General features: G+C 66.5%; 22 protein-coding genes and 1 tRNA gene. 13 read left to right on the top strand and 10 right to left on the bottom strand.

All coding sequences use genetic code 11. The features are described 5' to 3' along the window. Positions 1–26 precede the first annotated feature (26 nt). Entirely contained in the window at positions 27–809 is a 783-nt protein-coding gene (locus HZF03_RS01330) for a cobalamin B12-binding domain-containing protein (RefSeq protein ID WP_234832178.1), read from the bottom strand. An 849-nt stretch (positions 810–1,658) separates the two neighbouring features. Here HZF03_RS01330 and HZF03_RS01325 point away from each other — a divergent pair. Then, positions 1,659–2,441, top strand: coding sequence for a HAMP domain-containing protein (locus tag HZF03_RS01325; protein ID WP_011155827.1), 783 nt, complete (start codon positions 1,659–1,661; stop codon positions 2,439–2,441). A 457-nt stretch (positions 2,442–2,898) separates the two neighbouring features. Here HZF03_RS01325 and HZF03_RS01320 read toward each other — a convergent pair. The 4 genes from HZF03_RS01320 to HZF03_RS01305 form a co-directional block, all read right to left on the bottom strand. Next, a tRNA-Thr gene (locus HZF03_RS01320) sits at positions 2,899–2,974 on the bottom strand. A 158-nt stretch (positions 2,975–3,132) separates the two neighbouring features. Then, positions 3,133–4,830 carry a heme biosynthesis protein HemY gene (locus tag HZF03_RS01315; protein WP_119017667.1) on the bottom strand — a complete coding sequence of 566 codons (1,698 nt, stop codon included), beginning with the start codon at positions 4,828–4,830 and terminating at the stop codon, positions 3,133–3,135. Positions 4,831–4,838: 8 nt separating this feature from the next. Beyond that, positions 4,839–6,248, bottom strand: a complete 1,410-nt coding sequence (locus HZF03_RS01310; protein ID WP_119017668.1) for a COG4223 family protein — start codon at positions 6,246–6,248, stop codon at positions 4,839–4,841. Between the two features lie 51 nt (positions 6,249–6,299). Next, a complete protein-coding gene (locus tag HZF03_RS01305) occupies positions 6,300–7,046 on the bottom strand; it encodes a uroporphyrinogen-III synthase (protein WP_119017669.1) in 747 nt (248 codons plus the stop codon). A 242-nt stretch (positions 7,047–7,288) separates the two neighbouring features. Here HZF03_RS01305 and tsaD point away from each other — a divergent pair, with 242 nt between their 5' ends. From tsaD to HZF03_RS01285, 4 genes are all read left to right on the top strand, one after another. Continuing rightward, positions 7,289–8,362: a tRNA (adenosine(37)-N6)-threonylcarbamoyltransferase complex transferase subunit TsaD gene (gene tsaD, locus HZF03_RS01300; protein ID WP_119017670.1), complete on the top strand. Its 1,074-nt coding sequence runs from the start codon at positions 7,289–7,291 to the stop codon at positions 8,360–8,362. 35 nt (positions 8,363–8,397) lie between these two features. Further along, positions 8,398–9,387: an NAD(P)H-dependent glycerol-3-phosphate dehydrogenase gene (locus HZF03_RS01295; RefSeq protein WP_011155822.1), complete on the top strand. Its 990-nt coding sequence runs from the start codon at positions 8,398–8,400 to the stop codon at positions 9,385–9,387. A gap of 2 nt (positions 9,388–9,389) precedes the next feature. After that, positions 9,390–9,803 carry an EVE domain-containing protein gene (locus tag HZF03_RS01290; protein ID WP_119017671.1) on the top strand — a complete coding sequence of 138 codons (414 nt, stop codon included), beginning with the start codon at positions 9,390–9,392 and terminating at the stop codon, positions 9,801–9,803. Between the two features lie 184 nt (positions 9,804–9,987). Next, positions 9,988–10,650 (top strand): class I SAM-dependent methyltransferase, encoded by a 663-nt coding sequence (locus HZF03_RS01285; RefSeq protein WP_119017672.1) that lies wholly within the window; start codon positions 9,988–9,990, stop codon positions 10,648–10,650. Between the two features lie 9 nt (positions 10,651–10,659). Here HZF03_RS01285 and mtaB read toward each other — a convergent pair whose 3' ends face one another. Further along, a complete protein-coding gene (gene mtaB / locus HZF03_RS01280) occupies positions 10,660–11,931 on the bottom strand; it encodes a tRNA (N(6)-L-threonylcarbamoyladenosine(37)-C(2))-methylthiotransferase MtaB (protein WP_119017673.1) in 1,272 nt (423 codons plus the stop codon). After that, complete coding sequence (dapF, locus tag HZF03_RS01275; protein WP_119017674.1) at positions 11,931–12,812, bottom strand: diaminopimelate epimerase; 882 nt, start codon at positions 12,810–12,812, stop codon at positions 11,931–11,933. The genes mtaB and dapF overlap by 1 nt, the downstream gene beginning before the upstream one ends. A 236-nt stretch (positions 12,813–13,048) precedes the next feature. Here dapF and HZF03_RS01270 point away from each other — a divergent pair, with 236 nt between their 5' ends. Together HZF03_RS01270 and HZF03_RS01265 are read left to right on the top strand one after the other, a co-directional pair. Next, entirely contained in the window at positions 13,049–13,831 is a 783-nt protein-coding gene (locus HZF03_RS01270) for a GyrI-like domain-containing protein (RefSeq protein ID WP_119017675.1), read from the top strand. Next, positions 13,828–14,526, top strand: coding sequence for an SIMPL domain-containing protein (locus tag HZF03_RS01265; protein ID WP_119017676.1), 699 nt, complete (start codon positions 13,828–13,830; stop codon positions 14,524–14,526). Before HZF03_RS01270 ends, HZF03_RS01265 begins: the two co-directional genes overlap by 4 nt. Positions 14,527–14,535: 9 nt before the next feature. On the opposite strand, the gene HZF03_RS01260 is transcribed toward HZF03_RS01265, so the two are convergent. The 3 genes from HZF03_RS01260 to HZF03_RS01250 are packed head-to-tail and all read right to left on the bottom strand — an operon-like array spanning position 14,536 to position 16,252. After that, the gene (locus HZF03_RS01260) at positions 14,536–15,597 is read right to left on the bottom strand and encodes an MBL fold metallo-hydrolase (RefSeq protein ID WP_119017677.1); all 1,062 of its coding nucleotides are present in this window, start codon (positions 15,595–15,597) and stop codon (positions 14,536–14,538) included. Positions 15,598–15,601: 4 nt separating this feature from the next. After that, entirely contained in the window at positions 15,602–16,006 is a 405-nt protein-coding gene (locus HZF03_RS01255) for a type II toxin-antitoxin system VapC family toxin (protein WP_119017678.1), read from the bottom strand. Beyond that, on the bottom strand, positions 16,007–16,252 hold the full coding sequence (locus HZF03_RS01250) for a type II toxin-antitoxin system Phd/YefM family antitoxin (RefSeq protein WP_042440678.1): 246 nt from the start codon (positions 16,250–16,252) through the stop codon (positions 16,007–16,009). A gap of 266 nt (positions 16,253–16,518) precedes the next feature. Between HZF03_RS01250 and ffh the strand changes: the two genes are divergently transcribed. The 6 genes from ffh to leuC all read left to right on the top strand — a co-directional run bounded on the left by ffh (position 16,519) and on the right by leuC (position 22,227). Then, complete coding sequence (ffh, locus tag HZF03_RS01245) at positions 16,519–18,069, top strand: signal recognition particle protein (protein WP_011155813.1); 1,551 nt, start codon at positions 16,519–16,521, stop codon at positions 18,067–18,069. Positions 18,070–18,250: 181 nt separating this feature from the next. Further along, positions 18,251–18,571 carry a 30S ribosomal protein S16 gene (gene rpsP, locus HZF03_RS01240; protein WP_011155812.1) on the top strand — a complete coding sequence of 107 codons (321 nt, stop codon included), beginning with the start codon at positions 18,251–18,253 and terminating at the stop codon, positions 18,569–18,571. 12 nt (positions 18,572–18,583) lie between these two features. Further along, positions 18,584–19,114, top strand: a complete 531-nt coding sequence (gene rimM, locus HZF03_RS01235; protein WP_119017679.1) for a ribosome maturation factor RimM — start codon at positions 18,584–18,586, stop codon at positions 19,112–19,114. Positions 19,115–19,256: 142 nt separating this feature from the next. Continuing rightward, positions 19,257–20,003 carry a tRNA (guanosine(37)-N1)-methyltransferase TrmD gene (trmD, locus tag HZF03_RS01230; RefSeq protein WP_013500232.1) on the top strand — a complete coding sequence of 249 codons (747 nt, stop codon included), beginning with the start codon at positions 19,257–19,259 and terminating at the stop codon, positions 20,001–20,003. Between the two features lie 113 nt (positions 20,004–20,116). After that, a complete protein-coding gene (rplS, locus tag HZF03_RS01225; protein WP_011155809.1) occupies positions 20,117–20,506 on the top strand; it encodes a 50S ribosomal protein L19 in 390 nt (129 codons plus the stop codon). 311 nt (positions 20,507–20,817) lie between these two features. After that, a complete protein-coding gene (leuC, locus tag HZF03_RS01220) occupies positions 20,818–22,227 on the top strand; it encodes a 3-isopropylmalate dehydratase large subunit (RefSeq protein WP_119017680.1) in 1,410 nt (469 codons plus the stop codon). The last annotated feature ends 749 nt before the right edge of the window (positions 22,228–22,976 follow it).

The raw sequence follows: 22,976 nt of genomic DNA, 5'->3' as shown, positions 1-22,976 counted from the left end.
TGAGATGTGGAAAGGTGCGGCGGAGATCAGATCCAGGCGAAGTTCGCCGCCGGACGCGCAGTGCGATTGAGCAATGAGCGCATCAGGCAACGCTCGATCTGCACCGAAGAGATCGTCGCGGCGTCGGCCCCGACGAGAGCGACGGCATCGCTGCGTTCGGCGAATACGCGGCCGCTGGCGACCACCGCCAGCGCCGGGTTGCGCGACGCGGCGCGCAGCTTGCGGATGGTCTCGGCCATTCGCGGCAGCCAGTGTTCGCGTCGCAGCGCCGGCGACAGCGAGATGTTGACTGCATCGAACCAACCGTTGGCGACCAGCTCCGACAGTGCGCGATCGGTGTCTGGGAATTCGCTGACGGTATTCCAGCCGGCCTGACGCAGCAGCTCGGCGTGGAGTGCCGCGCAGAACGAATGCGGCTCGCCTGGCTGCGACACCAGCAGCACGCTGCGCGGCTGCGACCGCGCCAGCGGCGCCGACAACAGATCGAAGCTGATCCGGCGCATCGCCGTCTGCAGATGACAGAGGCCGATCGTGACTTCGAATTCGCTGCAGGCGTCCTCGGCCCACAGATTGCCCAGACTGCGGGCGGTCGGTTCGAACAGTCCGGTGAACAGCGCGGTCGGCGACGCCGCCCGCGCCAGTGATTTGTCGATCAGGTCGAACGCGTCGGCGAGGTTCGGCGCGATCAGGAGCCGGGCGAGTTCCGCGGCTCGAGCTTCCGCCGGATCCTGCGCAACGCGGGTCTTGGCGGAGGTGTGTTTGACGACGAGATGCGGAATAACAGTCGAGACAATGCTTTCGGTATGCACGGCACGCACTCGATCTGGTTGCCCTCGACCAAAAAACAGAATGCTGAACGAGTGCGATGAGACCGTGGCCGCTGCCGAGGGGAGAGCAGGGATTGGATCGCCTCGCGCGGCTGTTGGCCCGTCGAAAAGCCGGCAGCGCCGTTGCCGCGGTGCGAAGGGAGCCCCGGAAACGGAGACTCGTCTTTGCTCTGGATCAAAACGAAGCATTCGCATCTGCCGCCTCGATCAGGCGGCGTCGCCGGACTGCAGCGCAGCACGACCAGCGGCATAGGGTCGCGGCGCATGAACTGGTCTGCCCGGCTGAGTGTCACGCCAGACGTGGTCGGCGGATCGGCGTCCAGATCCTGCCGATGAGCTTGGCGCGACTGCAGAAGCCGCGAGGCAGCGGCGTCGCTGATTGTTACTTCGGCATGACGGCGGCCGGTTGAGCGGTATGCCCAGTGTCGGGAATTAGTAAACGAACACCGCCCGAACAGCGTTCCGTCAAAGGAGTGAAGCCCACTTACTCCCATTGCCTTGGGTCAAGCGACGGTACTGACTTCTCTATATATTTACAGCCGCGCGAATCGGAGCAAAACTGATTCCACGGACCGTGAGTTACTGAGCAACTACCTGTTTAATCAAAGAGTTAGACGGCTAATTGGCTCATCGTGATTCGCGATTCTCTCGAACGAGTGCCTGGTTACCAGCGCTCGTTCACCGTTCCAGCGTGAGGCGTTTTCTTAGCGTGGTCCCAAGCAGGTCTACGCGGGAGTTAGCGAATCGTTAACGTTAATAAGTAAAGCGTTGTTCACGCTGTTCACCTTAGGGGGCAAGCCGCCCCTAATTGAAGAAAGCTGGAGAACTACGATGCAATTCGATCTGTCCAACCGAAACCTAGCCCAGAAGATCTCGATCCTCGTCTTGGGAATTACGCTGTTCGCCTCGGTCGCCATCGGTGGCGTCGGCGAAATGGTCTTGCATAAGGTCACCGATAGCCATGCCAAGCAGGCCGCGAGCGTCGCGTCGCTCGACCGCCTGGTCGGCCAAGGGGGAGCGACGCTGTCGCCAGTCCGCGCCGCGGACGGCAGCATCGTCGGCATGCTGGTGATGCAGCAGGATGCCGGGCCGGTGGTGATGCCGGCGTCGTACGAAGGTCAGGGTCTGGTGGTTCAGGCGTCCGAGACGGTGGTCACCTCGACTCCGGATTACGGCGTCGGCGCTGCTCGCACCATGCTGCTGCTCGCCGGTGTCGTGGTGTTCGCGGTGGTCGGTCTGGTCGGTACCCGGATTTCGCGCGGCCTGCTCGCCCCGCTTGGCGAACTGGAGAAGGACGTCGAGCGCCTCGCCTCTGGCGACACGAGCGTTCGCATTCATGCGCTGAGCCGCTCGGATGAAATCGGCCGGATCGCGCGGTCGATCGCCAAGATTCAGCAGTCGCTGATCGAACTGGCGAAGCTGAAGAGCCATCGGGTCCTCGACGGCACCAACGGCATTCTGTCCAATCTCAAGGAAATGTGGATGGATCTGAAGGGGGCGGTCAGCAATGCCCGCGAGATGCTGTTCACGGACGGACGGACGGTCAGCGAGACGCTGTCGCGGTCTTGGAGCAGCTGGCTGCACAACGGTTTGGGCGTTCCGAAGCGCGCCTGATCGGCGCCTCGTTCCGCGACCCTGAACGCGCCTCCTGGAGTCATTGAAGGCGCGACGATCAAAACCAAGCGTTGAGATCATCACATCGAGGCTCACCCGGTCGGGTGAGCCGGTACCAACAAAAGCCCGCGCATCGCCGCGGGCTTTTCTATTTGACCCCTGCCCCCGTCCAACGACGGCCCATGTGTCGGCGATGTCTCCGAACGTTCCGGCGGGGCTCGTCGAAGCCAGGCAGGTGTTCGCTCCAAGGACGTGCGTGGTCGTGACAAGCGCTGGGAGGAGCCAGGATGGAGATCCGCTCGTCGGTTCACTCCGCATCCGTCGAGAACGGAGACCGTTCGACTGGAAGCTGGCTCCCGTTTCGGAACGTTCCGACCAGCCCCGCTGAAGTGGAGGCGGCAGCCTGCACCGGCGATGCCAAGTCGCGCGAGGCGGAGCAGTGCGGATGAAGAGAGGGTGGTGCCGCAAGAGGGATTCGAACCCCCGACCCCGTCATTACGAATGACGTGCTCTACCAGCTGAGCTATTGCGGCGACCGCGGGCGCGCTGACGAAGCGGCCCGAAACGTTGGCTCCTGATATCGGGCGGCGGCCTGATTGGCAAGAACCAGGGCGCCTGAACCGGCGGCCGGAGCGTCCGCCGATGTGGTTTTGTCGAACTCGGTCCCAACAACCGAAACGCGCCGTGCAACTCAGCGCGGCGGCCGGTAACCCCGCCAGCCGCTGCTCTGCCCGGCCGTTGTCGGCGCGCGTTCGGGGAACTCTTCCGGCGCGGCGTCTTCGTCCACGCCCGGATCGTCCGGAGCCCGCACGATCGGGATTACCGGAGCAGCTTCCTTGCGGCGGTGGAACAGCGGCGACGAGGACGCCGCCGGCGGGGCGACCGCTTCGGCCGGAGCTTCGGTCGTCTTGGCGGGCTTGTCGGCCTTGGCCGTCTCTTCCAACACTGCGGTCGGTTCCTTCGGGGCCACGATCGGCGCTTCGGGAGCCGCCTCGACCGTCACCGTCACGGCCTCCGACGTCGTACTGGCGGGCAGCGTCTCGCCAGCCGAGGAGGCAATCAGTGCGTCGTGGAACTTGTCATCGACCACCACCGCCTTGCTGGACGGCAGCGCCGAGACCGGGACCTGCCACTGGAACGCGTCGAGCCGCCCGGTGACCGGCGACACCGGCCGCCAGTGATCCGACACATAGCCGTCGGCGGTCCACACCGGGTCGTGCAGCGCGCGCACTGCCCGCAGCGTCCAGGCCCTCGCCTTCGCAGTATCGCCGCGGTCGCCGTGTTCGATCTCGGCCATCAGCATCGCGACCCGCTGGGTCGGCATGTCGAGATAGGGCTGCAGCACCGTGCGGGCGCGGCTGAACGAGCCGGCGTCGATCGCCGCACGAGCGATCGCGAGGGCACTTTCGAGCTGCTGCGGACCCTTGCCGACCAGATTTTCGACCCGGCCGAGCCGCGCGGTGGCGGTGTCGCCCGGCTTCAGATTGGCGTAGGTCGAAGCCAGATCCGGATGCGGCTGCGCCTGCCAGGCGGCCTCGATCACCTTCATGGCGCGGCGGACCTGATGAGCTTCGGCGAGATATTTGGCCGCCAGCACCGCCGCCGGCACCAGGGTCGGTGCCAGCTTGTTGGCTTCGAGTGCGCTGTCGCGGGCGAGGCTTTCGTCGCTCTCTTCCAGATCGATCGCCCGCGCAGTCAGCAGCACCGCGCGCTGCCGGCGAAACGCCTTCTTGTCGATCAGCCCGGCCGACAGGTTGCGCTCGAGAATTTCCAGCGCGCCAGTCCAGTCCGAGCGGGCGCAGCGGAAGCCGAGCACCGCCTGCGACGCCCACGCACAATTCGGCTGAACCCGCAGCGCCTCTTCGGCGATTGCCAGCGCCGCGTAAGGATCGTCGGCGCGCTGCGCTTCGATATACAGCCCGCGCATGCCGAGCGACTTGGTGTCCTTGCGGGCGGCCATCGCCAGGAACGCGCGGCGCGCGCCTTCGCGGTCGCCTTCGAGCTGGGCCGACTGCGCCTGTAGCAGCAAAGCGAGCGGATCGTGCGGTGCGTGGCGACGGGCCGCGCTGGCGTGCAGGCGGGCGGTGCTACTGTCGCCATGGCCGACCGCGAGCAGGCCCTGGGTGATGGCGTTGCGCGCGCGGGCACTGCGCCGCGAGCTGCGGCCGCGCTTCATCCAGCTGGGCGCGCGCACCACGCCGAGGATGATCGCCCAGGCCAGCATCACGGCGACCACGCCGGCGCCGATCACCAGCGCGAACACCGGCAGCGTCATCGACGCCTTCCAGTCGTTCCAGGACAGCACCACTTCGCCGGGCTGGTCGGCCACCCAGGCGGCGCCCGCCGCCGCGAGCGCGATGATCACGAGAAACAGAACGATGCGCAGCATGGGCAGACCTATGGCGACGGTTTTTGCAGCGCCCCGAGCGCTGCGGTGGCAAATTGATGGGACGCCGCGAGCGCTTGGTCGCGCGCCTCGGCCTTGTCGATCCAGGATTGAACAGGAGCGCGGTCACCCGGCGCAAGCGCTTTCATCTCTTTCAGCGCGGCGGCGATGTCGCCCTGCTTGGCGGCCGCGCTCAGCCGGCCGACGATCGCGGTGCGATCGATGCCCTCGACCGCATCCGAGCGCTGAATCTTCACCAGCCGCTCGGCATTGGCCTGAAACCGGTCGATGAAATTGGCATTCGAATGGGTTTTGTCGGGCAGCAGGTTCGGCAGTTGGTCGATCAGCTCCTGGCCGAGCGCACGGGCACTCGGAACGCCGGTCGCGGCGAAGCGGTCGAGCGGCTTCAGCGACCCAGCATCGGGCGCGAGTGGCGCCGCGGCCTTCAGCAAGGCCTGGAACGGTTGGCCTTGCGTGACGGCGAGGTCGAGCAAGGTGGCGGCGACCGCGCGGCGCAGAGCGCCGTCTTCGGCGGGGGTGGATTTCGGCGCCGGTTTCTCCGCCTCGGCCTTGGCGGCGGTTTCCAGTGCGCCGAGCCGCCGATCGATCGCGGCTAACGCGGCGGTGGTCTGCTCCAGCGCGGCCGCCTTGTCGGCGCCGGCTGCCTCCGCACTCGGCTTGGCCTCGTCGGCGCTGGCGCCCGGCGCAGCCTTCAAGTCCTTCACGGTTGCCGCGAGCTGATCGGTCTGGCTCCGCAGCGCTGTCAGGTCGTCCCGCAGCGACGCCACCGACTTCTCCAGCGCATCGATCCGGCCGGTAGCGGCCGGATCGGCAGCGGCAGCCCCATCGGATGCCGCCTTTGGCCGCGCTTCGAGATTTGTGATCCGGATCGCGAGCGCTTCCAGCGCCGCGCTGTCGCTCGGCACGGCCGTTGCGCCGCCAGCCGTGGGAGCGGCTTCGAGCTTGGCGATCCGGGCGTTCAGCGCATCGAACGCTGCAGGATCTGCCTGCGGGGCCGTGACGCTGGTCGACGACAGAAATTGCGGCAGCAGGCCCATCTTGGCGGCACCGACGACGAGGCCGGTGGCTATCGCGATCGTCAGCACCGGTGGCAGAATCAGCGACGCAATGCTGTTCCGCGGCGCTGCAGAGCTTTGCGCGGTCGCCGACGCATCGGCTGCAGCTGTGGTGGTGGCGAATTCCGGTTCCGGCAGGCCGGCAGCCTGCTCGGCCTGCTCGCGCTGATCGGCGGCGATGTCGAAGGCCTGCTCCGGTCCCTGCGCCGGTTCGGCCTCGGGCGCTATCTCCGCTGCAGCTTCTGCCTCGGCACTAGTGGCCGCGGTGCTGGTCTCCTCGCCGGTCGGCTGGTGATGCTCGGCCGGTTCCGCAGCCTGTTCGTGTTCGGGCCTGTTCTCGACCATCCTTGGATTTTCCTCGTCGCTACCTGTCGGCGCCGGCGGTCCGGCGCGGCATCAATTCACTTTGGCCGGGCCGAGGGCCCGATCCAGCGCTTCGAGCAGCGCTTTTTCGTCCGGCTTGCGCGCCACCATCACCTGGTTGGCGCCAGCCTCGCGCACTACCTCGGAGACCGCCTCCGACAGGCAGCATTGCGGAATCGCCAGCGCCGAAATCTCGATGCCGGAGGTCCGCGTCGCGTCGATGAACGCCCGGGCGCTCCGCCGCGAGTAGTGCAGCACCGCCTCGATGCGATTGGCCGCAAAGGCATCGCATACGTCCGCCGGCAGGCTCGGCAACGGCACCATCCGGTAGGCGGTCTGCATCACGACGTCGAAGCCATCTTCGCGCAATTCGCCGGCGAGGTCTCGCGACAGATCGGCGCCCGCCAGATACAGCAACGCGCCAGCCCGCTTGTCTGTGCCGCGGAGGCTGTCGCGGATCTTGATCCTGAGCTTGGCGGCGTCGCCGTCCGCCACGATCACGTCGCTGAAGCCGGCGTCCTGCGCCTTGCGAGCAGTGTGCTTGCCGACCGCAAACAGCGGCAGTTTCAACAGCCGCGCCAGCACCGGCTGGTCGTCCAGCGCGCGCAGCGCATTGGCGCTGGTGACGATCACGCCGGTGTAGTGGGCGTCGGGATCGTCGGGGAACGGCACCGGCTCGAACCGCAGCATCGGCGCCAGCAGCACGTCATAGCCCTTGGCGCGCAACGCTTTCGCGGTCGCGTCGCCATCGGGTTGCGGGCGGGTGACGAGCAAAGCCACGCGTTACGTCCTCGCCTGTCGATTGATGAAAATGAATCCGAAGAAGCCCGGCCGCATGACCCTGAGCCGCGTGAAAACCGGTCGCGCTGCAATGCCCCGCTTCGCTGCTCCCACGCAATCTGCCGGGGCCGCAGGGCGCCAAGGGGATGATTGCATTCCAAGACCCCGCAATGCTACGCGAGGCAAGGAGAACGCCGGTTCGGGCGCAAACGCAAGGGCTCAATTTGACTAGTGAACAAGCCTTGCTGGTGCTGGGGATCGAGACCACCTGCGATGAAACCGCAGCCGCCGTGGTCGAGCGTCCCGCCGACGGCAGCGGGCGCCTCCTCTCCAATATCGTGCGTTCCCAGACCGATGAACACGCCCCCTTTGGTGGCGTCGTCCCGGAGATCGCCGCGCGCGCCCATGTCGATGTGCTCGACGGCATCATTGCGGCGGCGATGAACGAAGCCGGCGTGGCGTTCGCCAGTCTGTCCGGGGTTGCGGCAGCCGCCGGGCCAGGGCTGATCGGTGGCGTGATCGTCGGACTGACCACCGCCAAGGCGATTGCGCTGGTGCACGGCACACCGCTGATCGCGGTCAATCATCTCGAAGCCCATGCGCTGACGCCGCGGCTGACCGACGCGGTCGAGTTTCCCTACTGTCTGTTCCTCGCGTCCGGCGGCCACACTCAGATCGTCGCGGTGCTCGGCGTCGGCAACTACGTCCGGCTCGGCACCACGGTCGACGACGCGATCGGCGAGGCATTCGACAAGATCGCCAAGATGCTCGGCCTGCCCTACCCCGGCGGCCCTCAGGTCGAGCGCGCCGCCGAAGCCGGCGATCCCAACCGCTTCGCATTTCCTCGCCCGATGCTCGGGCGCCAGGATGCCAATTTCTCTCTGTCCGGGCTGAAGACTGCGGTCCGCAACGAGGCCGGTAAGCTGACGCCGCTCGATCCGCAGGACATCAACGATCTGTGCGCGGGCTTTCAGGCCGCGGTGCTGGAATCGGTGGCCGACCGGCTCGGCGCCGGGCTGCGGCTGTTCAAGGAACGGTTCGGGCCGCCGAAGGCGCTGGTCGCGGCCGGCGGCGCCGCCGCCAATCAGGCGATCCGCCGGATGCTGCGCGAAGTCGCCGCCAAGGTGCAGACCACGCTGATCGTGCCACCGCCGGCGCTGTGCACCGACAACGGCGCGATGATCGCCTGGGCCGGAGCCGAGCGGCTGGCGCTCGGCCTCACCGACACGATGGATACCGCGCCGCGCGCGCGTTGGCTGCTCGACGCCAACGCCACCGCACCGGCGAAATTTGCCAACACGCGTGCCGGGTTCTAAGGCCGGGCTGTGTCGGTGGCTTGGATGATGTTGCGATGGGTTCGTTGAATTCGATTGCCGTGCTCGGCGGCGGCGCCTGGGGCACCGCGCTGGCGCAGACTGCTGCGCGCGCCGGGCGAAAGGTGACGTTGTGGGAGCACGATGCCGGCAACGCCGAGCATCTGATCGCGGCGCGCGAGAGCCGTTTCCTGCCGGGCGTGCGGCTGGAGCCGTCGATCCAGGTGACGCGCGATCTTGCCGAAGCGGCGCGCGCCGATGCGCTGCTGCTGGTGGTTCCGGCACAGGTGCTGCGCCAGGTGGTCACGTCGCTGCAGCCGCTGATCGCGCCGCGCACGCCGCTGGTCGCCTGCGCCAAGGGTATCGAGCACGGCACCCATCGGTTCATGACTGAGATCATTGCCGAAGCGGCGCCGGCCGCGATCCCGGCGATCCTTTCGGGCCCGAGCTTTGCGGCCGACGTCGCGCGCGGCCTGCCGACCGCGGTGACGATCGCCGCCACTGACGCAGCCTGCGCGCAGGCGCTGGCCCAGGCGATGAATTCCGGCAGCTTCCGCCCGTATCATTCGACCGACGTGCGCGGTGTCGAACTTGGTGGCGCTACCAAGAACGTGCTGGCGATCGCGGCCGGCATCGTCGAGGGCCGGCAGCTCGGCGCCTCGGCGCTGGCGGCGATGACGACGCGTGGCTTCGTCGAACTGGTGCGGTTCGGCAAGGCCTATGGGGCGCGGATCGAGACCATGCATGGCCTGTCGGGTCTCGGCGATTTGACGATGTGCTGCTCGACGCCGCAGTCGCGTAACTTCTCGTTCGGCATGGCGCTCGGCCGCGGCGAAGGGATCGAGTCCGCCGCGCACGGCAAGCTGGCGGAAGGCTACTACACCGCACCGGTGCTGCTGGAGATGGCGCAGGCCAAAGACATCGACATGCCGATCTCGACCGCGGTGGCGGCCGTGCTCGGCGGCAAGCTCAGCGTCGATGCAGCGATCGAAGGGCTGCTGACGCGCCCTCTCAAGGCGGAGGAATAGACGTGGCGTATTGGCTGGTGAAATCCGAGCCGTCTGTGTGGTCGTGGGACCAGCAGGTCGCCAAGGGCGCCGCCGGCGAAGCCTGGACCGGCGTGCGCAATCACTCCGCCAAGCTGCACATGGTGGCGATGCGGCGCGGCGACCGCGCATTCTTCTATCACTCCAATGAAGGCAAGGAGATCGTCGGCATCGCCGAAATCATCCGCGAGGCCTATCCGGATCCGACCGATGCCAGCGGCAAGTTCGTCTGCGTCGATATCAAGGCCGATAAGCCGCTGAAGACCCCGGTGACCCTCGCCGCCGTCAAGGCCGAACCCCGGCTCGCCGAAATGGCGCTGATGAAATATTCGCGGCTGTCGGTGCAGCCGGTGACGGCCGAAGAGTGGAAACTGGTCTGCAAGATGGGCGGGCTGTAGCCTAAGTCGCACTGATTATATTGTGACGTCATCCCCCGCGGATGCGGGGGATCCAGTATTCCAGAGCGTTCGCGATCGGATCTCGGGCTCTCTCCGATACTGGATCGCCCGCCTGCGCGGGCGATGACGTGGTTGGCTTAGAGCAACGCTTTACATCTCTTCGTAGCTCGCCCATCACCGCGCGATGAGCACCTCCACCATTACCGATCCGATCGCCTTCATCCACGCCAACACCCGGCTGCGCGAGGTGCCGTTGGTGCCGGAGGTGAGGCTGCACGTCGCCGACGAGGCGCTGCCGTTGTGGAGCAAGACCGAAGAAGAGCTTGGCGAGGCCGGGCTGCCTCCGCCATTCTGGGCGTTCGCCTGGGCCGGCGGACAGGCGCTGGCGCGCTATGTGCTGGATCATCCGCAGGATGTCGCGGGCAAGGAGGTGATCGATCTCGCCTCCGGCTCCGGGCTGGTGGCGATCGCGGCGATGAAGGCCGGCGCGCGCAGCGTCACCGCGTTCGATATCGACGGCTTCGCGCGCGAGGCGATCCTGGTCAACGCTGCGGCCAACGGCGTCGCGATCGACGTCTGCGGCGACGATCTGCTTGCCGGGCCGCACCCGCTGCCCGCGCAGGCTGTGCTCGCCGGCGATATCTTCTATCAGCAGGACATCGCCGGGCTTGCGTTTACGTTTCTGCAAAACCGTGTCGCGCAAGGCGCGCGGGTGCTGATCGGTGATCCGGGGCGTTACTATCTGCCGAAGGACCAGCTCGTGCAGCTCGCGAGCTACGGTGTGCCGGTGACGCGCGAACTGGAGGATTCCGAAATCAAACACACCGGCGTGTGGACGCTGAAGTAATTCGCGTCTCTACGCGGTCAGTCGCGCGCCATCGTGCCCGATGATCCGCAGGGTCTGCACCTCGCCCGGCGTCGCGCCTGAGATCGCGACCGGAAGGAAGTGCTCGGTGCGGCCCTGTGTCGGGCTCTCGATCAGCACCGCGCGCGTGGCGCCGATCTCCGCGGCCAGCCGCCGCTGCAGCGCTGCTTCGCCTGCGGCACGCAGGCGGGCGGCGCGGTCGCGGATCACGCGGCCATCGAGCTGCGGCATCCGCGCCGCGGGTGTGCCGGGGCGCGGTGAATACGGAAAAACGTGCAGAAACGTCAGGCCGCATTCCTCGACCAGGTCGAGCGAGCGCTGAAACATCTCCTCGGTCTCGGTCGGAAATCCGGCGATCAGATCGGCGCCGAGCGCGATGTCCGGCCGCCGCCGCCGCACCTCGGCACAGAACGCGATCGCATCGGCCCGCGCATGCCGGCGCTTCATCCGTTTGAGGATCAGATCATCGCCGGCCTGCAGCGACAGGTGCAGATGCGGCATCAGCCGCGGCTCGGTGGCGAGCGCATCGATCAGGTCGCGATCGGCCTCGACCTGATCGATCGACGAGATCCGCAGCCGCTGCAGCTCCGGCACGTGCCGTAACACTTTCTTAACCAGCGTGCCGAGCTTCGGCGCGCCCGGCAGGTCGGCCCCATAGCTGGTCAGGTCGACGCCGGTCAGCACGATCTCGGCGTGGCCACGCTCGGCCAGCAGCCGCACCTGTTCGACCACCGCGCCGACCGGCACCGATCGGGAGTTACCGCGTCCATACGGGATGATGCAGAAGGTGCAGCGATGGTCGCAGCCGTTCTGCACCTGCACGAACACCCGCGGCAGCCCGCTCTGGTAACCGTCCAGCAGATGCGGCGCCATTTCGCGCACCGCCATGATGTCGGCGACCGCGATCTTCTGCTCGGTGTCGAGTCCGAAGCTTGGGCTGGCCTCGAGTGCACTCTTGGCGGCGTGCCAGGCATCGCTGCGGGTCTTGTCGTCGTTGCCGATGACGCGGTCGACCTCTGCCATTGCGGCGAACGTCGCCGGCTCGGTCTGCGCCGCGCAGCCAGTGACGATGATCCGGGCTTCGGGGCGCGCGCGCTTCAGCTTGCGGATCTGCTGCCGCGCCTGCGCCACGGCCTCGTTGGTGACTGCGCAGCTATTGACCACGATGGCGTCGGCGAGGCCGGCGCCTTCCGCTTCGCGCCGGATCAGCTCGGACTCGAACGCATTGAGGCGGCAGCCGAAGGTGACGACCTCGACGGCCATCAGGCGCCAGTCGGGTCGAGCGCGCCGGAGAATAGCGCCGGGTCGAACCGGCCTTCGAACTCGAATGCGGCACCGCCGGTCATCAGCACGTGATTGTCGCTCTCGCGCCACTCGATGGTGAGTTGGCCGCCCGGCAGCGTCATCTCGACAGTCCGGTGGGTGCGCTTCAGCCGCGCCGCCGCGACCGCGGTGGCGCAGGCGGCGGAGCCGCACGCCTTGGTCAGCCCGGCGCCGCGTTCCCAGGTCCGCATGGTGATGTGCTGACGGTCGACGATGTGGGCGAGCGTGATGTTGGCGCGCTCCGGGAAGATCGGGTGGTTCTCCAGCAGCGGTCCGAACCGGCCGAGATCATAGGCGTTCACATCGTCGACCCAGAAGATCGCGTGCGGATTGCCCATGCTGACCACCGACGGCGTATGCAGCACCGGCGCGTCGATCGGGCCAATCTGCAGTTCGATCATCCGGGTGTCGCGGAATTCCTCGGCGAGCGGGATGTCCTGCCAACCGAACTTCGGCTCACCCATGTCGACGGTGTAGAGGCCGTCGGCCGGGCCCCGCCAGCAATTGAGCAGGCCGGCGCGGGTCTCGAAGGTCAGGCCGTTCTTGTCGCTGCCTGCAAACATCTGCCGCGCGACGCAGCGCATGCCGTTACCACAGGCGCCGGATTCGGAGCCGTCATTGTTGTAGATCCGGACGAAGGCTTCGGTGCCGGGCAGCCGCGCCGGCTGCAACAGCATCAGTTGATCGTAGGGCACGTGGGCCGCCACCGCCCGCGCATCGGCCGGCGTCACCGGCGCCGGCTGATCGCGCAGGTCGACCACCACGATCTCGTTGCCGATGCCGTTCATCTTGGCAAACAGGCGGTTATCCAGCGCGCTCATGCTCTCGTCCTCGTTGCGCCTATATGGCGAAGCCGGGCTGGTTTGGCCAGTCCGTCGCCCACGGCGGCGCGCGGCCACAGGGAAGCCACACGGCCGTCGCATGGCTCGCCGGAATGGGACGAAATCGCGGATCGGATGTTATGAGAAACCGCTCGACTCGGTGACTCGCGCGAAGTCCGATGCTGCGCCACGCGGGAAGGTCGGGCGACGTTCGCGGTGGCCTTGGGAGAGATGGAATGGAACGCCCCTGCCTGTTTGGTCTTACGCGTGTCGGGCTGATGCCGGCGCTGGTGCTGACGCTCGGAATCGCCGGCGCATCGGCCCAGACCGCCCCCGATGCCAGCAAGGACGCCAAGGACAAGCCGCCGGCCGCAGCACCGGCACAAGCTCAGACGCCGGCGGCGCCTGCCACGTCCGCAACTCCGGCGGCCCCCGCGCCTGCCACGCCGCCGGCCGCGAGCGAAGCGCCGTCCGCGACGCCTGTTCCGACCACGCCGTCGGCTCCGTCAGCGACCCAGACCCCGGCGGCGCCGTCCGCTCCCGCGCCGGTGCAGACCGCCGATCCGTTCGGCGAAGAGAGCACGCTGGAGCCGAAGACGGTGGTGATCCTGAAGGGCAAGGCGAACTGGGACAACGCCTTCGACAGCCTGATGGACGCGTTCAAGTCGCTGACCGCGCTGCTCGACAAGCAAGGCATCGCGCCGAACGGCAACCCGATGATCGTCTACACCTCGACCGACGACGCCGGCTTCACCTTCCAGGCGCAAATCCCGGTGCCGCAGGAACCGAAGAACCTCGGCAAGTCGATGAGCATCGGCAAGTCGCCTGACGGCAAGGCGCTGAAATTCGTCCACCGCGGCTCCTACGACAACATGGACAACACCTACGAGGCGATCACCAACTTCCTCGACGACAAGAAGCTCGAGGCCAAGGACACCTTCATCGAGGAATACATGACCGACCCGCTGAAGACCGCCGAAGACAAGCTGGTGATCAACGTTTACGTGCCGATGAAATGAATATGCTCCGCTCGCTCTCCATCGCTGCCGCCACCTGCTGCCTGTTCGTCACGCTCCCGGCCCGCGCCCAGGATGTCCCGCCGCCGGGCATCGTTGTGCGCGGGGAAGCCCAGAAGTCGGTCGCGCCCGACACCGCCGTGATCGAAGCCGGGGTGTCGAACTTCGCCAAGTCGGCCCGCGCGGCGGCGGAAGCCACCAATCTGGCGATCGGCAAGGTGTTGCTGGAGTTGAAGAATGCCGGCATCGACGGCAAGGACATCCAGACCTCGCAATTGTCGCTGCAGCCGCAATACGCCGACCGTCCCGGCCCGAGCGAGGTCACCGGCTATGTGGCCAAGAACATCGTATCGGTGCGGGTGCGCGACATCGCGGCGGTGGCGGGCATTCTCGACCGGCTGATGGTGGCCGGCGCCAATGAGGTTCGCGGCATCAGCTTCACGGTCAGCAACGCATCGAAACTGCTCGACGAAGCGCGGACCGAAGCGGTCGCCGATGCGCGCCGCAAAGCCGAAATCTACGCCCGTGCCGCCGGCCTCACACTCGGGGCGCCGGTGTCGATCGCGGAGGATTCCGGCCCCGGCGTCATGCCGATGCGCAAGATGGCGGCGGATCTGTCGGCCGGCGCTCAGGTTGCGCCGGGCGAGCAATCCCTGAACGTGTCGGTCACGGTGAACTGGGGCGTCAAGGCGCAGTAAGCACGACGCTCACAGCTCGAACACCTGCCCGGGCTTCAGCACCGGAAACCGCTCACGCGGCACGCCCTCGGCATCGAGCGCCGCATACAGCGCCTGCTCGGGAGCATCGATCGCCTCGTCGGTGAGCTGGAAAGTGCCGTGGTGATTGGCGAGCGCCCGCTCGGCGCCGCAATCGGCCAGCGCCTTCACCGCATCGGCCGGGTTCATGTGCTGATCCTGCATGAACCAGCGCGGCTCGTAGGCGCCGATCGGCAGGATCGCCAGCTTCAGCGGGGCGTGCGCATCGCGGACGCGGCGGAAATGCCGGCCGTCGCCATAGCCGGAGTCGCACACCACGTAGATCCTGCCGGCAGGCGTTTCGAGCACGAAGCTGGCCCACAGCGCGCGATTGCGGTCGAACAGGCCGCGCGCGGTCCAGTGCCGGGTCGGCACCAGCGTCACGGCGACGCGATCGTTCAGTTCGACCCGGTCGCTCCAGTCATAAGCTTCGGCGCGGATGCTGTCGTCATGCGCCGTCATCGTCAGATCATTGCCGAGCGGCGTGATCACCCGCGGCGCATGCGCAGCGGCAAGCCGCGACAGCGTAGCGAGGTCGAGATGGTCGTAATGGCCGTGCGACACCAGCACCACGTCGATCTTCGGCAGGCGGTCGAACGCGATGCCCGGATCGTTGTGCCGCTTCGGCCCGGCGAAGCTCACCGGCGACACCCGCTCCGACCATACCGGGTCGATCAGAATGTTGAGCCCGGCGGTCTGGATCAGCCAGCTCGCATGGCCGACATAAACCAGCCTGACGCCGGCGCCGTCGACGCGGGGCGGCGGGGTGTCGGCGAACGGGCTCGGTGCCCATTCGGGCCATTGCGCCGGCTTGTGGCTGAACCGCCAGCGCATCACCTCCCAGAAGCTCTTCGGCGGCGCGCCATCGGGATCGAAGAAGCGCGTGCCGTCGAAGTGATCGGTGACCGGGCCTTGGTAATAGCTCATGCGGGAGATCCATAGGGAGGAGAGCCCGGCCGTCGCGGCAAGGCCAGCAGCGGTCGCCAGCAGGCGGCGGCGTGTGATCGCGTTCATCCGCTCATGCGCCGACCAGCGCCACGCCTTCGGCGGTCGCCGCCCGGACCAGCGCCGCGTCGAGTGTTGCCAGCCCGATCCGCTCGCGCTGCGCCAGTTCGAGATAGGCGGCGTCGTAGAAGGTCAGGCGGTGGCGCTGGGCCAAGGCGAAGATCGGGTCTGCCGCGGGCGGAAGTGGCGCTATCGAGATGCGAATGCGCTCGATCCGGGCAAGCGCTCCGTCGGCGGCTTCCGCTTTCACCCGACCTCGCCGAATCCCCATCAGGGCCGCATTGCGAAGCTCGAACCACAAGATCGCAGGAGCTCGCGGCTCGCTGACTTTAGCGAGCTCAAGGGTTCGATCGGCAGCGGGGTGGTGTTCGTCGAAACACCAGGCGACGGCAGTCGAAGCATCCAACACGAATGCCATTCAGAACCGCCGCCCCTCGTCGCGCCAGGACAGAATCTCCTCGACCGTCGCAGGTCCGTTTGCCTTGCGGAGCTGCTTGAGCTCTTCGATGGCCTGCACAACATCCGCGGAACGCTCTTGGGCCGGCACCGCGACGTCCCGCGCATGCACCCCATCACGGCTGATCGTCACCGTTTCGCCGCGCTCGACCTCATCGAGCAGTTTCGCAATGTTGGCCCGCGCATCTGCCAGACTGACGTGCTTCATGACCTTGGACCTCGTTAAGTTCACGAAATATAGCGCTTTTCCGCCCAGTCGGGAGCCCCTCCAAGGCGCCGAAGCGCCGGATTTCTTGACTTCGGGGCGAGGTCGCGTATTGATGCCGCCGAAATCTCGAAAAGTGCTCTTTTCGATCCGCCGCCCGGTCCTAAGAGGCCGGAGGTCAACGTCCGACAGCGCGATGCGCCCTCGGGCGCCATAAGTGTTTGGTTTTGTAGGCCTTTCGCCGGAAGGCCGTCGCTGGAATTGGGCCGATGTTCGACAATCTGTCGGAAAAGCTGGGTGGCATTCTCGATCGGCTGACGGGGCGCGGTGCGCTCAGCGAGGCCGATGTCGACGCGGCGATGCGCGAAATCCGCCGCGCGCTGCTGGAAGCCGACGTTGCCCTCGAAGTGGTGCGCTCGTTCACCGAGCGGGTCCGCGAGCAGGCCGTCGGCGCCACCGTCGTCAAGTCGGTCAAGCCCGGCCAGATGGTGGTCAAGATCGTCAATGACGAGCTGATCGCCACGCTGGGGTCCGAGGTCCAGTCGATCGACCTCAACGCCGTGCCGCCGGTGCCGATCATGATGGTCGGTCTGCAGGGCTCGGGTAAGACCACCACCACCGCCAAGCTGGCACGCCGCATGACCGAGCGCGACAAGCGCAAGGTGCTGATGGCCTCGCTCGACGTCTATCGTCCGGCCGCCATGGAGCAGCTCGCGGTGCTCGGCCGCGATCTGCAGATCGACACGCTGCCGATCGTCGCCGGTCAGCAGCCGCCGGATATCGCCCGGCGCGCGATGGAAGCCGGCAAGCTCGGCGGTTACGACGTCGTGCTGCTCGACACCGCCGGCCGCACCACGCTCGACGAAGACATGATGACCGAGGCGGCGGAAATCAAAGCCGCCGCGAACCCGCACGAAGTGCTGCTGGTCGCCGACAGCCTGACCGGTCAGGACGCCGTCAATCTCGCCCGCGCGTTCGATCAGCGCGTCGGCCTCACCGGCATCGTGCTGACCCGAATTGACGGCGATGGTCGTGGCGGTGCCGCGCTGTCGATGCGCGCCGTCACCGGCAAGCCGATCAAGCTGATGGGCACCGGCGAAAAGACCGATGCGCTCGAAGACTTCCATCCGAGCCGGATCGCCAGCCGCATTCTCGGCATGGGCGACATCGTCTCGCTGGTCGAAAAGGCCGCCGCGACGCTGGATGCCGAGAAGGCCGCCGCCGTCGCCGAGAAGATGCGCAAGGGCAAGTTCGATCTGACGGACTTGCGCGATCAGTTGCTGCAGATGACCAAGATGGGCGGCATCGGCGGGCTGATGGGCCTGATGCCCGGCATCTCCAAGATGAAGAACCAGATCGCCGCCTCCGGCATCGACGACAAGGTGCTCAAGCGCCAGGTCGCGATCATCGATTCGATGACGCGCGAGGAGCGCAAGAACCCCGACATCCTCAAGGCCAGCCGCAAGAAGCGCATCGCCGCCGGCGCCGGCATCAAGGTCGAGGACGTCAACAAGCTGCTGAAGATGCATCGCAACATGGCCGACATGATGAAGGCCGTGGGTCGCGGCAAGGGCGGCCCGATGGCCGGCTTCGCCAAGGCGATGGGCTTCGGCGGTGGTCTGCCCTCGCCCGACGAGATCAAGGCGATGCAGGAAAAGATGAAGAGCGGCGACATGCCCGAAGGCCTGCCGGAGCTGCCGAAGGACCTGCCTGCCTCGTTGCGTGGCGGCATGCCCAATCTGCCCGGCCTCACCGGCCTGGCCGGCAAGCCGACGCTGCCCGGCCTCGGCGGCTTCCCGGGATTCGGGAAGAAGAAATGAGGTCGCGGGATTTTGCTTTCGTCGTTATTTCGGGGCGCGAGCGTCAGCTCGCGAACCCGGAATCTCGGCTTCCAGAACACCTCGGGATTCCGGGTTCGCGCGCTTAGCGCGCGCCCCGGAATGACGAGCTGACGACTTTAGAAATACCAACACACACGAACCCCCACCTAGGAGATCCGCAATGTCCGTCGTCATCCGACTCGCGCGCGCTGGTACCAAGAAGCGCCCGTTCTACCACGTCGTCGTCGCCGACTCGCGCTTCCCGCGCGATGGCCGCTTCATCGAGCGTCTCGGCTACTTCAACCCGCTGATGGCGAAGGACAACGAAGCCCGCCTCAAGCTCGACCTCGACAAGGTCAAGGATTGGCTCGCCAAGGGCGCGCAGCCGTCGGACCGCGTCGCCCGCTTCCTCGACACCGCCGGTGTCCGCAAGCGTGAAGCCCGCAACAACCCCGAGAAGGCGGTGCCGCGCAAGGAGCGCAAGGCCGCCGACGGCAAGTAAGCGGGGCGATTGATGCCGTCCGGGCTCATTTGCGTCGCCCGGATCGGCGCGCCGCATGGCGTGCGCGGTGCGGTGCGGCTGTGGAGCTTCACCGCCGACCCGTTCGCCGTCAGCGACTACGGTCCGCTTGTGACCAAGGACGGCGCGCGCCAGTTCGAAATCGCGAGCGCGCGCGAGGCCAAGAGCCATCTGGTGGTGACGCTGAAGGGCGTCACCACGCGCGATGAGGCCGAACGGCTCAACGGCGTCGAGCTCTATGTGGCACGCGACAAGCTGCCGCCGACCGAGGCCGACGAGTACTACCACGCCGACCTGATCGGGCTCGCCGCCGTCACCACGGCTGGCGACGCGCTCGGCAAGGTGGTGGCGATCCACAATTTCGGCGCCGGCGACATCATCGAAATCGCGCCGCCGTCAGGTCCGACGCTGCTGCTGCCGTTTACCAACGCGGTGGTGCCGACCGTCGACCTCGACGCCGGCCAGGTGGTGATCGAGCTGCCGAACGAGATCGAAGGCGACACGCCGAACCATCCGGAGGCGTGAAGGCTCGTCGATCGGTCCGGCCGAACGCTGCTACACTCTACGTTGTCGTCGCCGGGCTCGGTCCGGCGATCCATCGTCTCGCAAAGATGATGGATGCCCGGATCAAGTCCGGGCATGACGCCTCACCTGTTGCAGGCTCTGCATGACCTGGCGCGCCACTGTCCTCACCTTGTTTCCGGAGATGTTTCCCGGCCCGCTCGGCGTTAGCCTGGCGGGGCGGGCGCTGGCGTCGGGGCTGTGGGCCCTGGAGGCGCGCGATATCCGGGACTCGGCCACTGACCGACACCGCAGCGTCGACGACACCCCGGCGGGCGGCGGGCCCGGCATGGTGCTGCGCGCCGACGTGCTGGCGGCCGCAATCGACGCCGTGGATGCTGCTGCGGATCGCCCGCGTTTGGTGATGAGCCCGCGTGGTCGGCCATTGACCCAGGCACGCGTGGCCGAGCTTGCGGCCGGGCCCGGGCCGCTGATCGTCTGCGGCCGGTTCGAAGGCATTGACCAGCGGGTGATCGACGCGCGCGGGCTCGAGGAAGTCTCGATCGGCGATTATGTGCTGTCGGGCGGCGAGATCGCCGCGATGGCGCTGATCGACGCCTGCGTCCGGCTGCTGCCGGGCGTGATGGGCAAGCTGGAATCCTCGACCGACGAGAGCTTTTCGGCTGGCCTGCTCGAATACCCGCAATACACCAGGCCGCAGACATTCGAGGGCCGGCCGATCCCCGAGGTGCTGCTGTCGGGCGACCACGGCAAGGTTGCGGCCTGGCGGTTGGGCGAGGCCGAGGCCCTGACCAAGGCCCGGCGGCCCGATTTGTGGGCCGCCAGACCGGCGCAAACCATTCGGGCAAAGGGCGAATCGCAAAAAACGCCAAAAAACAAGACGGACGGGTGACAAACCCCCAAGATTGCCGTATAGCACCGCCAAATCCGTGCAATGGCAGGACAATGGATCTTTGCGCAGCCCGCGCCGGGATGGTCGGGCGCGCCGCCGATGGAGAATTATCGATGAACCTGATTCAGACGCTCGAAAAAGAGCAGTTCGACAAGCTGTCGGCCGGCAAGACGATTCCGGAGTTCGGTCCCGGTGATACCGTGATCGTCAACGTGAAGGTCGTCGAAGGCGAGCGTTCGCGCGTGCAGGCCTACGAAGGCGTCTGCATCGGCCGCTCGGGCGGCGGCATCAACGAGAGCTTCACGGTGCGCAAGATCTCGTACGGTGAGGGCGTGGAGCGCGTGTTCCCGCTGCTGTCGCCGATGATCGACTCGATCAAGGTTGTGCGCCGCGGCAAGGTGCGTCGCGCCAAGCTGTATTACCTGCGCAACCTGCGCGGCAAGTCGGCCCGCATCGTCGAGAAGAAGCAGGACCGCACCGCTGCGGTTGCTGCCGCCGAGTAATCGGCGCTTCGACATTTTGGTTCTTAGAAAGCGCGGCCTTCGGGTCGCGCTTTTTTGTTGCGCCTGCGCTGCGCGCCGGCCTGCACGGCGAAACGTTGTGGCCCTGCCGCGACGTGCTATATGGATGGAATGTTTCCAAACCGCCGCCGCGCCTCGAAGATTGTGCTCGACGACCGCAGCCGCCTGCCGTGGCGGTTCTTCGGCCGGCTGACCACGGCCGCGCTGATTAGCTGATCAGCCGACGGCGTATTCGCGCCGCGCGATCAACCTCACTTCGACAATTCAAAGATCCTTCCGAAGGACCGACCACCATGTCCGCTAAGCCCACCACGCTGTACGACAAGATCTGGAACGACCATCTGGTCCACGAGGCCGAGGACGGCACCTGCCTGCTGTATATCGACCGTCATCTGGTGCACGAAGTCACCTCGCCGCAGGCGTTCGAAGGGCTGCGCACCGCCGGCCGCAAGGTCCACGCGCCGGAGAAGACGCTGGCGGTGGTCGACCACAACGTGCCGACCACGGATCGCTCCAAACCGAATCCCGACCCGGAAAGCGCCGAGCAGATCGCCGCGCTGGCCGAGAATGCCCGCGACTTCGGCATCACCTACTACAACGAGTTCGACAAGCGTCAGGGCGTGGTCCACGTCATCGGTCCGGAGCAGGGCTTCACGCTGCCCGGCACCACCATCGTCTGCGGTGACAGCCACACCTCGACCCACGGCGCGTTCGGCGCGCTGGCGCACGGCATCGGCACCTCCGAGGTCGAGCATGTGCTGGCGACCCAGACGCTGATCCAGAAGAAGGCCAAGAACATGCGGGTGACGGTCGACGGCCAGTTGCCGGACGGCGTCACCGCCAAGGATGTGATCCTGGCGATCATCGGCGAGATCGGCACCGCGGGCGGCACCGGCTACGTGCTGGAATACGCCGGCGACGCGATTCGCTCGCTGTCGATGGAAGGCCGCATGACGGTCTGCAACATGTCGATCGAAGGCGGCGCCCGCGCCGGCCTGATCGCGCCCGACGCCAAGGCTTATGAGTTCCTGAAGGGCCGGCCGCTGGCCCCGAAGGGCGCCGCCTGGGACGCAGCGCTGCGCTATTGGGAGACGCTGCGCTCCGACGACGGCGCGCATTTCGATCACGAGCTCAAGCTCGACGCCGCCGCGCTGCCGCCGATCGTCACCTGGGGCACTTCGCCTGAGGACGTGATCTCGGTCACCGGCCGCGTGCCGAACCCGGCCGACATCGCCGATGAGGCCAAGCGGCTCTCCAAGGAGCGCGCGCTGGCCTATATGGGCCTGACCCCGGGCACCAAGATCACCGATATCAAGATCGACCGGATGTTCATCGGTTCCTGCACCAACGGCCGCATCGAAGATCTGCGCGCCGCCGCCAAGGTCGCCGAGGGCAAGACCGTCAACGCCAATGTCAACGCCATCATCGTGCCGGGCTCCGGTCTGGTGAAGGAGCAGGCCGAGGCCGAGGGTCTGGACAAGATCTTCATCAAGGCCGGCTTCGAATGGCGCGAGCCGGGCTGCTCGATGTGCCTCGCGATGAACCCCGACAAGCTGGCGCCGGAAGAGCGCTGCGCCTCGACCTCGAACCGCAACTTCGAGGGCCGTCAGGGCTTCAAGGGCCGCACCCATCTGGTGTCGCCGGCAATGGCCGCCGCCGCCGCGATCGCCGGCCACTTCGTCGACATCCGCGACTGGCACTAAGGACAACGTCGTCGTTAACCGGCTTCCTCCTGGAGGCCGTCTTAAACCCATCACCGCTAAGCAATTAGCTTCTGTGGTGATGGGTCATAGAAGAGACCAGTGGCTTTTAGCTCTTATTCGCGTGAGTTCTGGTGGTGGGAACTGTAAGTAATCGCGTAGAACTTGACATCAGGCGTGCGGACAACCATCTCGCGAGAAGACGAGGCCATTCTTCTCCACGATGGAGACTTGCGTGCCCACTTTTGGATTCTCTGCATTCCTTAAATTGATCTCTTTGGGGCAGCGCCCCCAACGCACCATCGTAAGACAGCGTCTTCGGGACCGATCTGACGGATACGACTTCCACAGAAGCTTAAAGCTCCGGGCTCGTCGATATCTCATCGAAAATGAGCCTCTCGACGACGTGCTAGCAACGGTAGCCGCAATTCCCCGTCTGCCAGAGCGCAGGTCGGCTCGATCTGGACTGGAGCGCCTCGGATTGTGGAGAGCGCGCAATCCTGGTGTGGTAGTTGACGTGGGGGCTGCCCTATACGAGAGCCCCGGTAAAACCTTTAAGGTCAACTACACGCCAAACTTCGGAATTGAGATCGCCGGCCGTAGTGTAGCAGTTCATATCTGGAACACCGGCAAGCCAGATCTGGACAAACGAATGATGTTCGCCGCGTTGTCGCTCTTTAAGCCAATTTATGCCGTGGCAGACGACGGGCCAGACGATCTATCAGTTCTCTCGCTGAGAGATCCCAATGCTC

The organism is Rhodopseudomonas palustris (genome assembly GCF_013415845.1).
Classification (GTDB): Bacteria; Pseudomonadota; Alphaproteobacteria; order Rhizobiales; family Xanthobacteraceae; genus Rhodopseudomonas; species Rhodopseudomonas palustris_F.
This window is presented reverse-complemented; position numbering and strand designations above follow the sequence as displayed.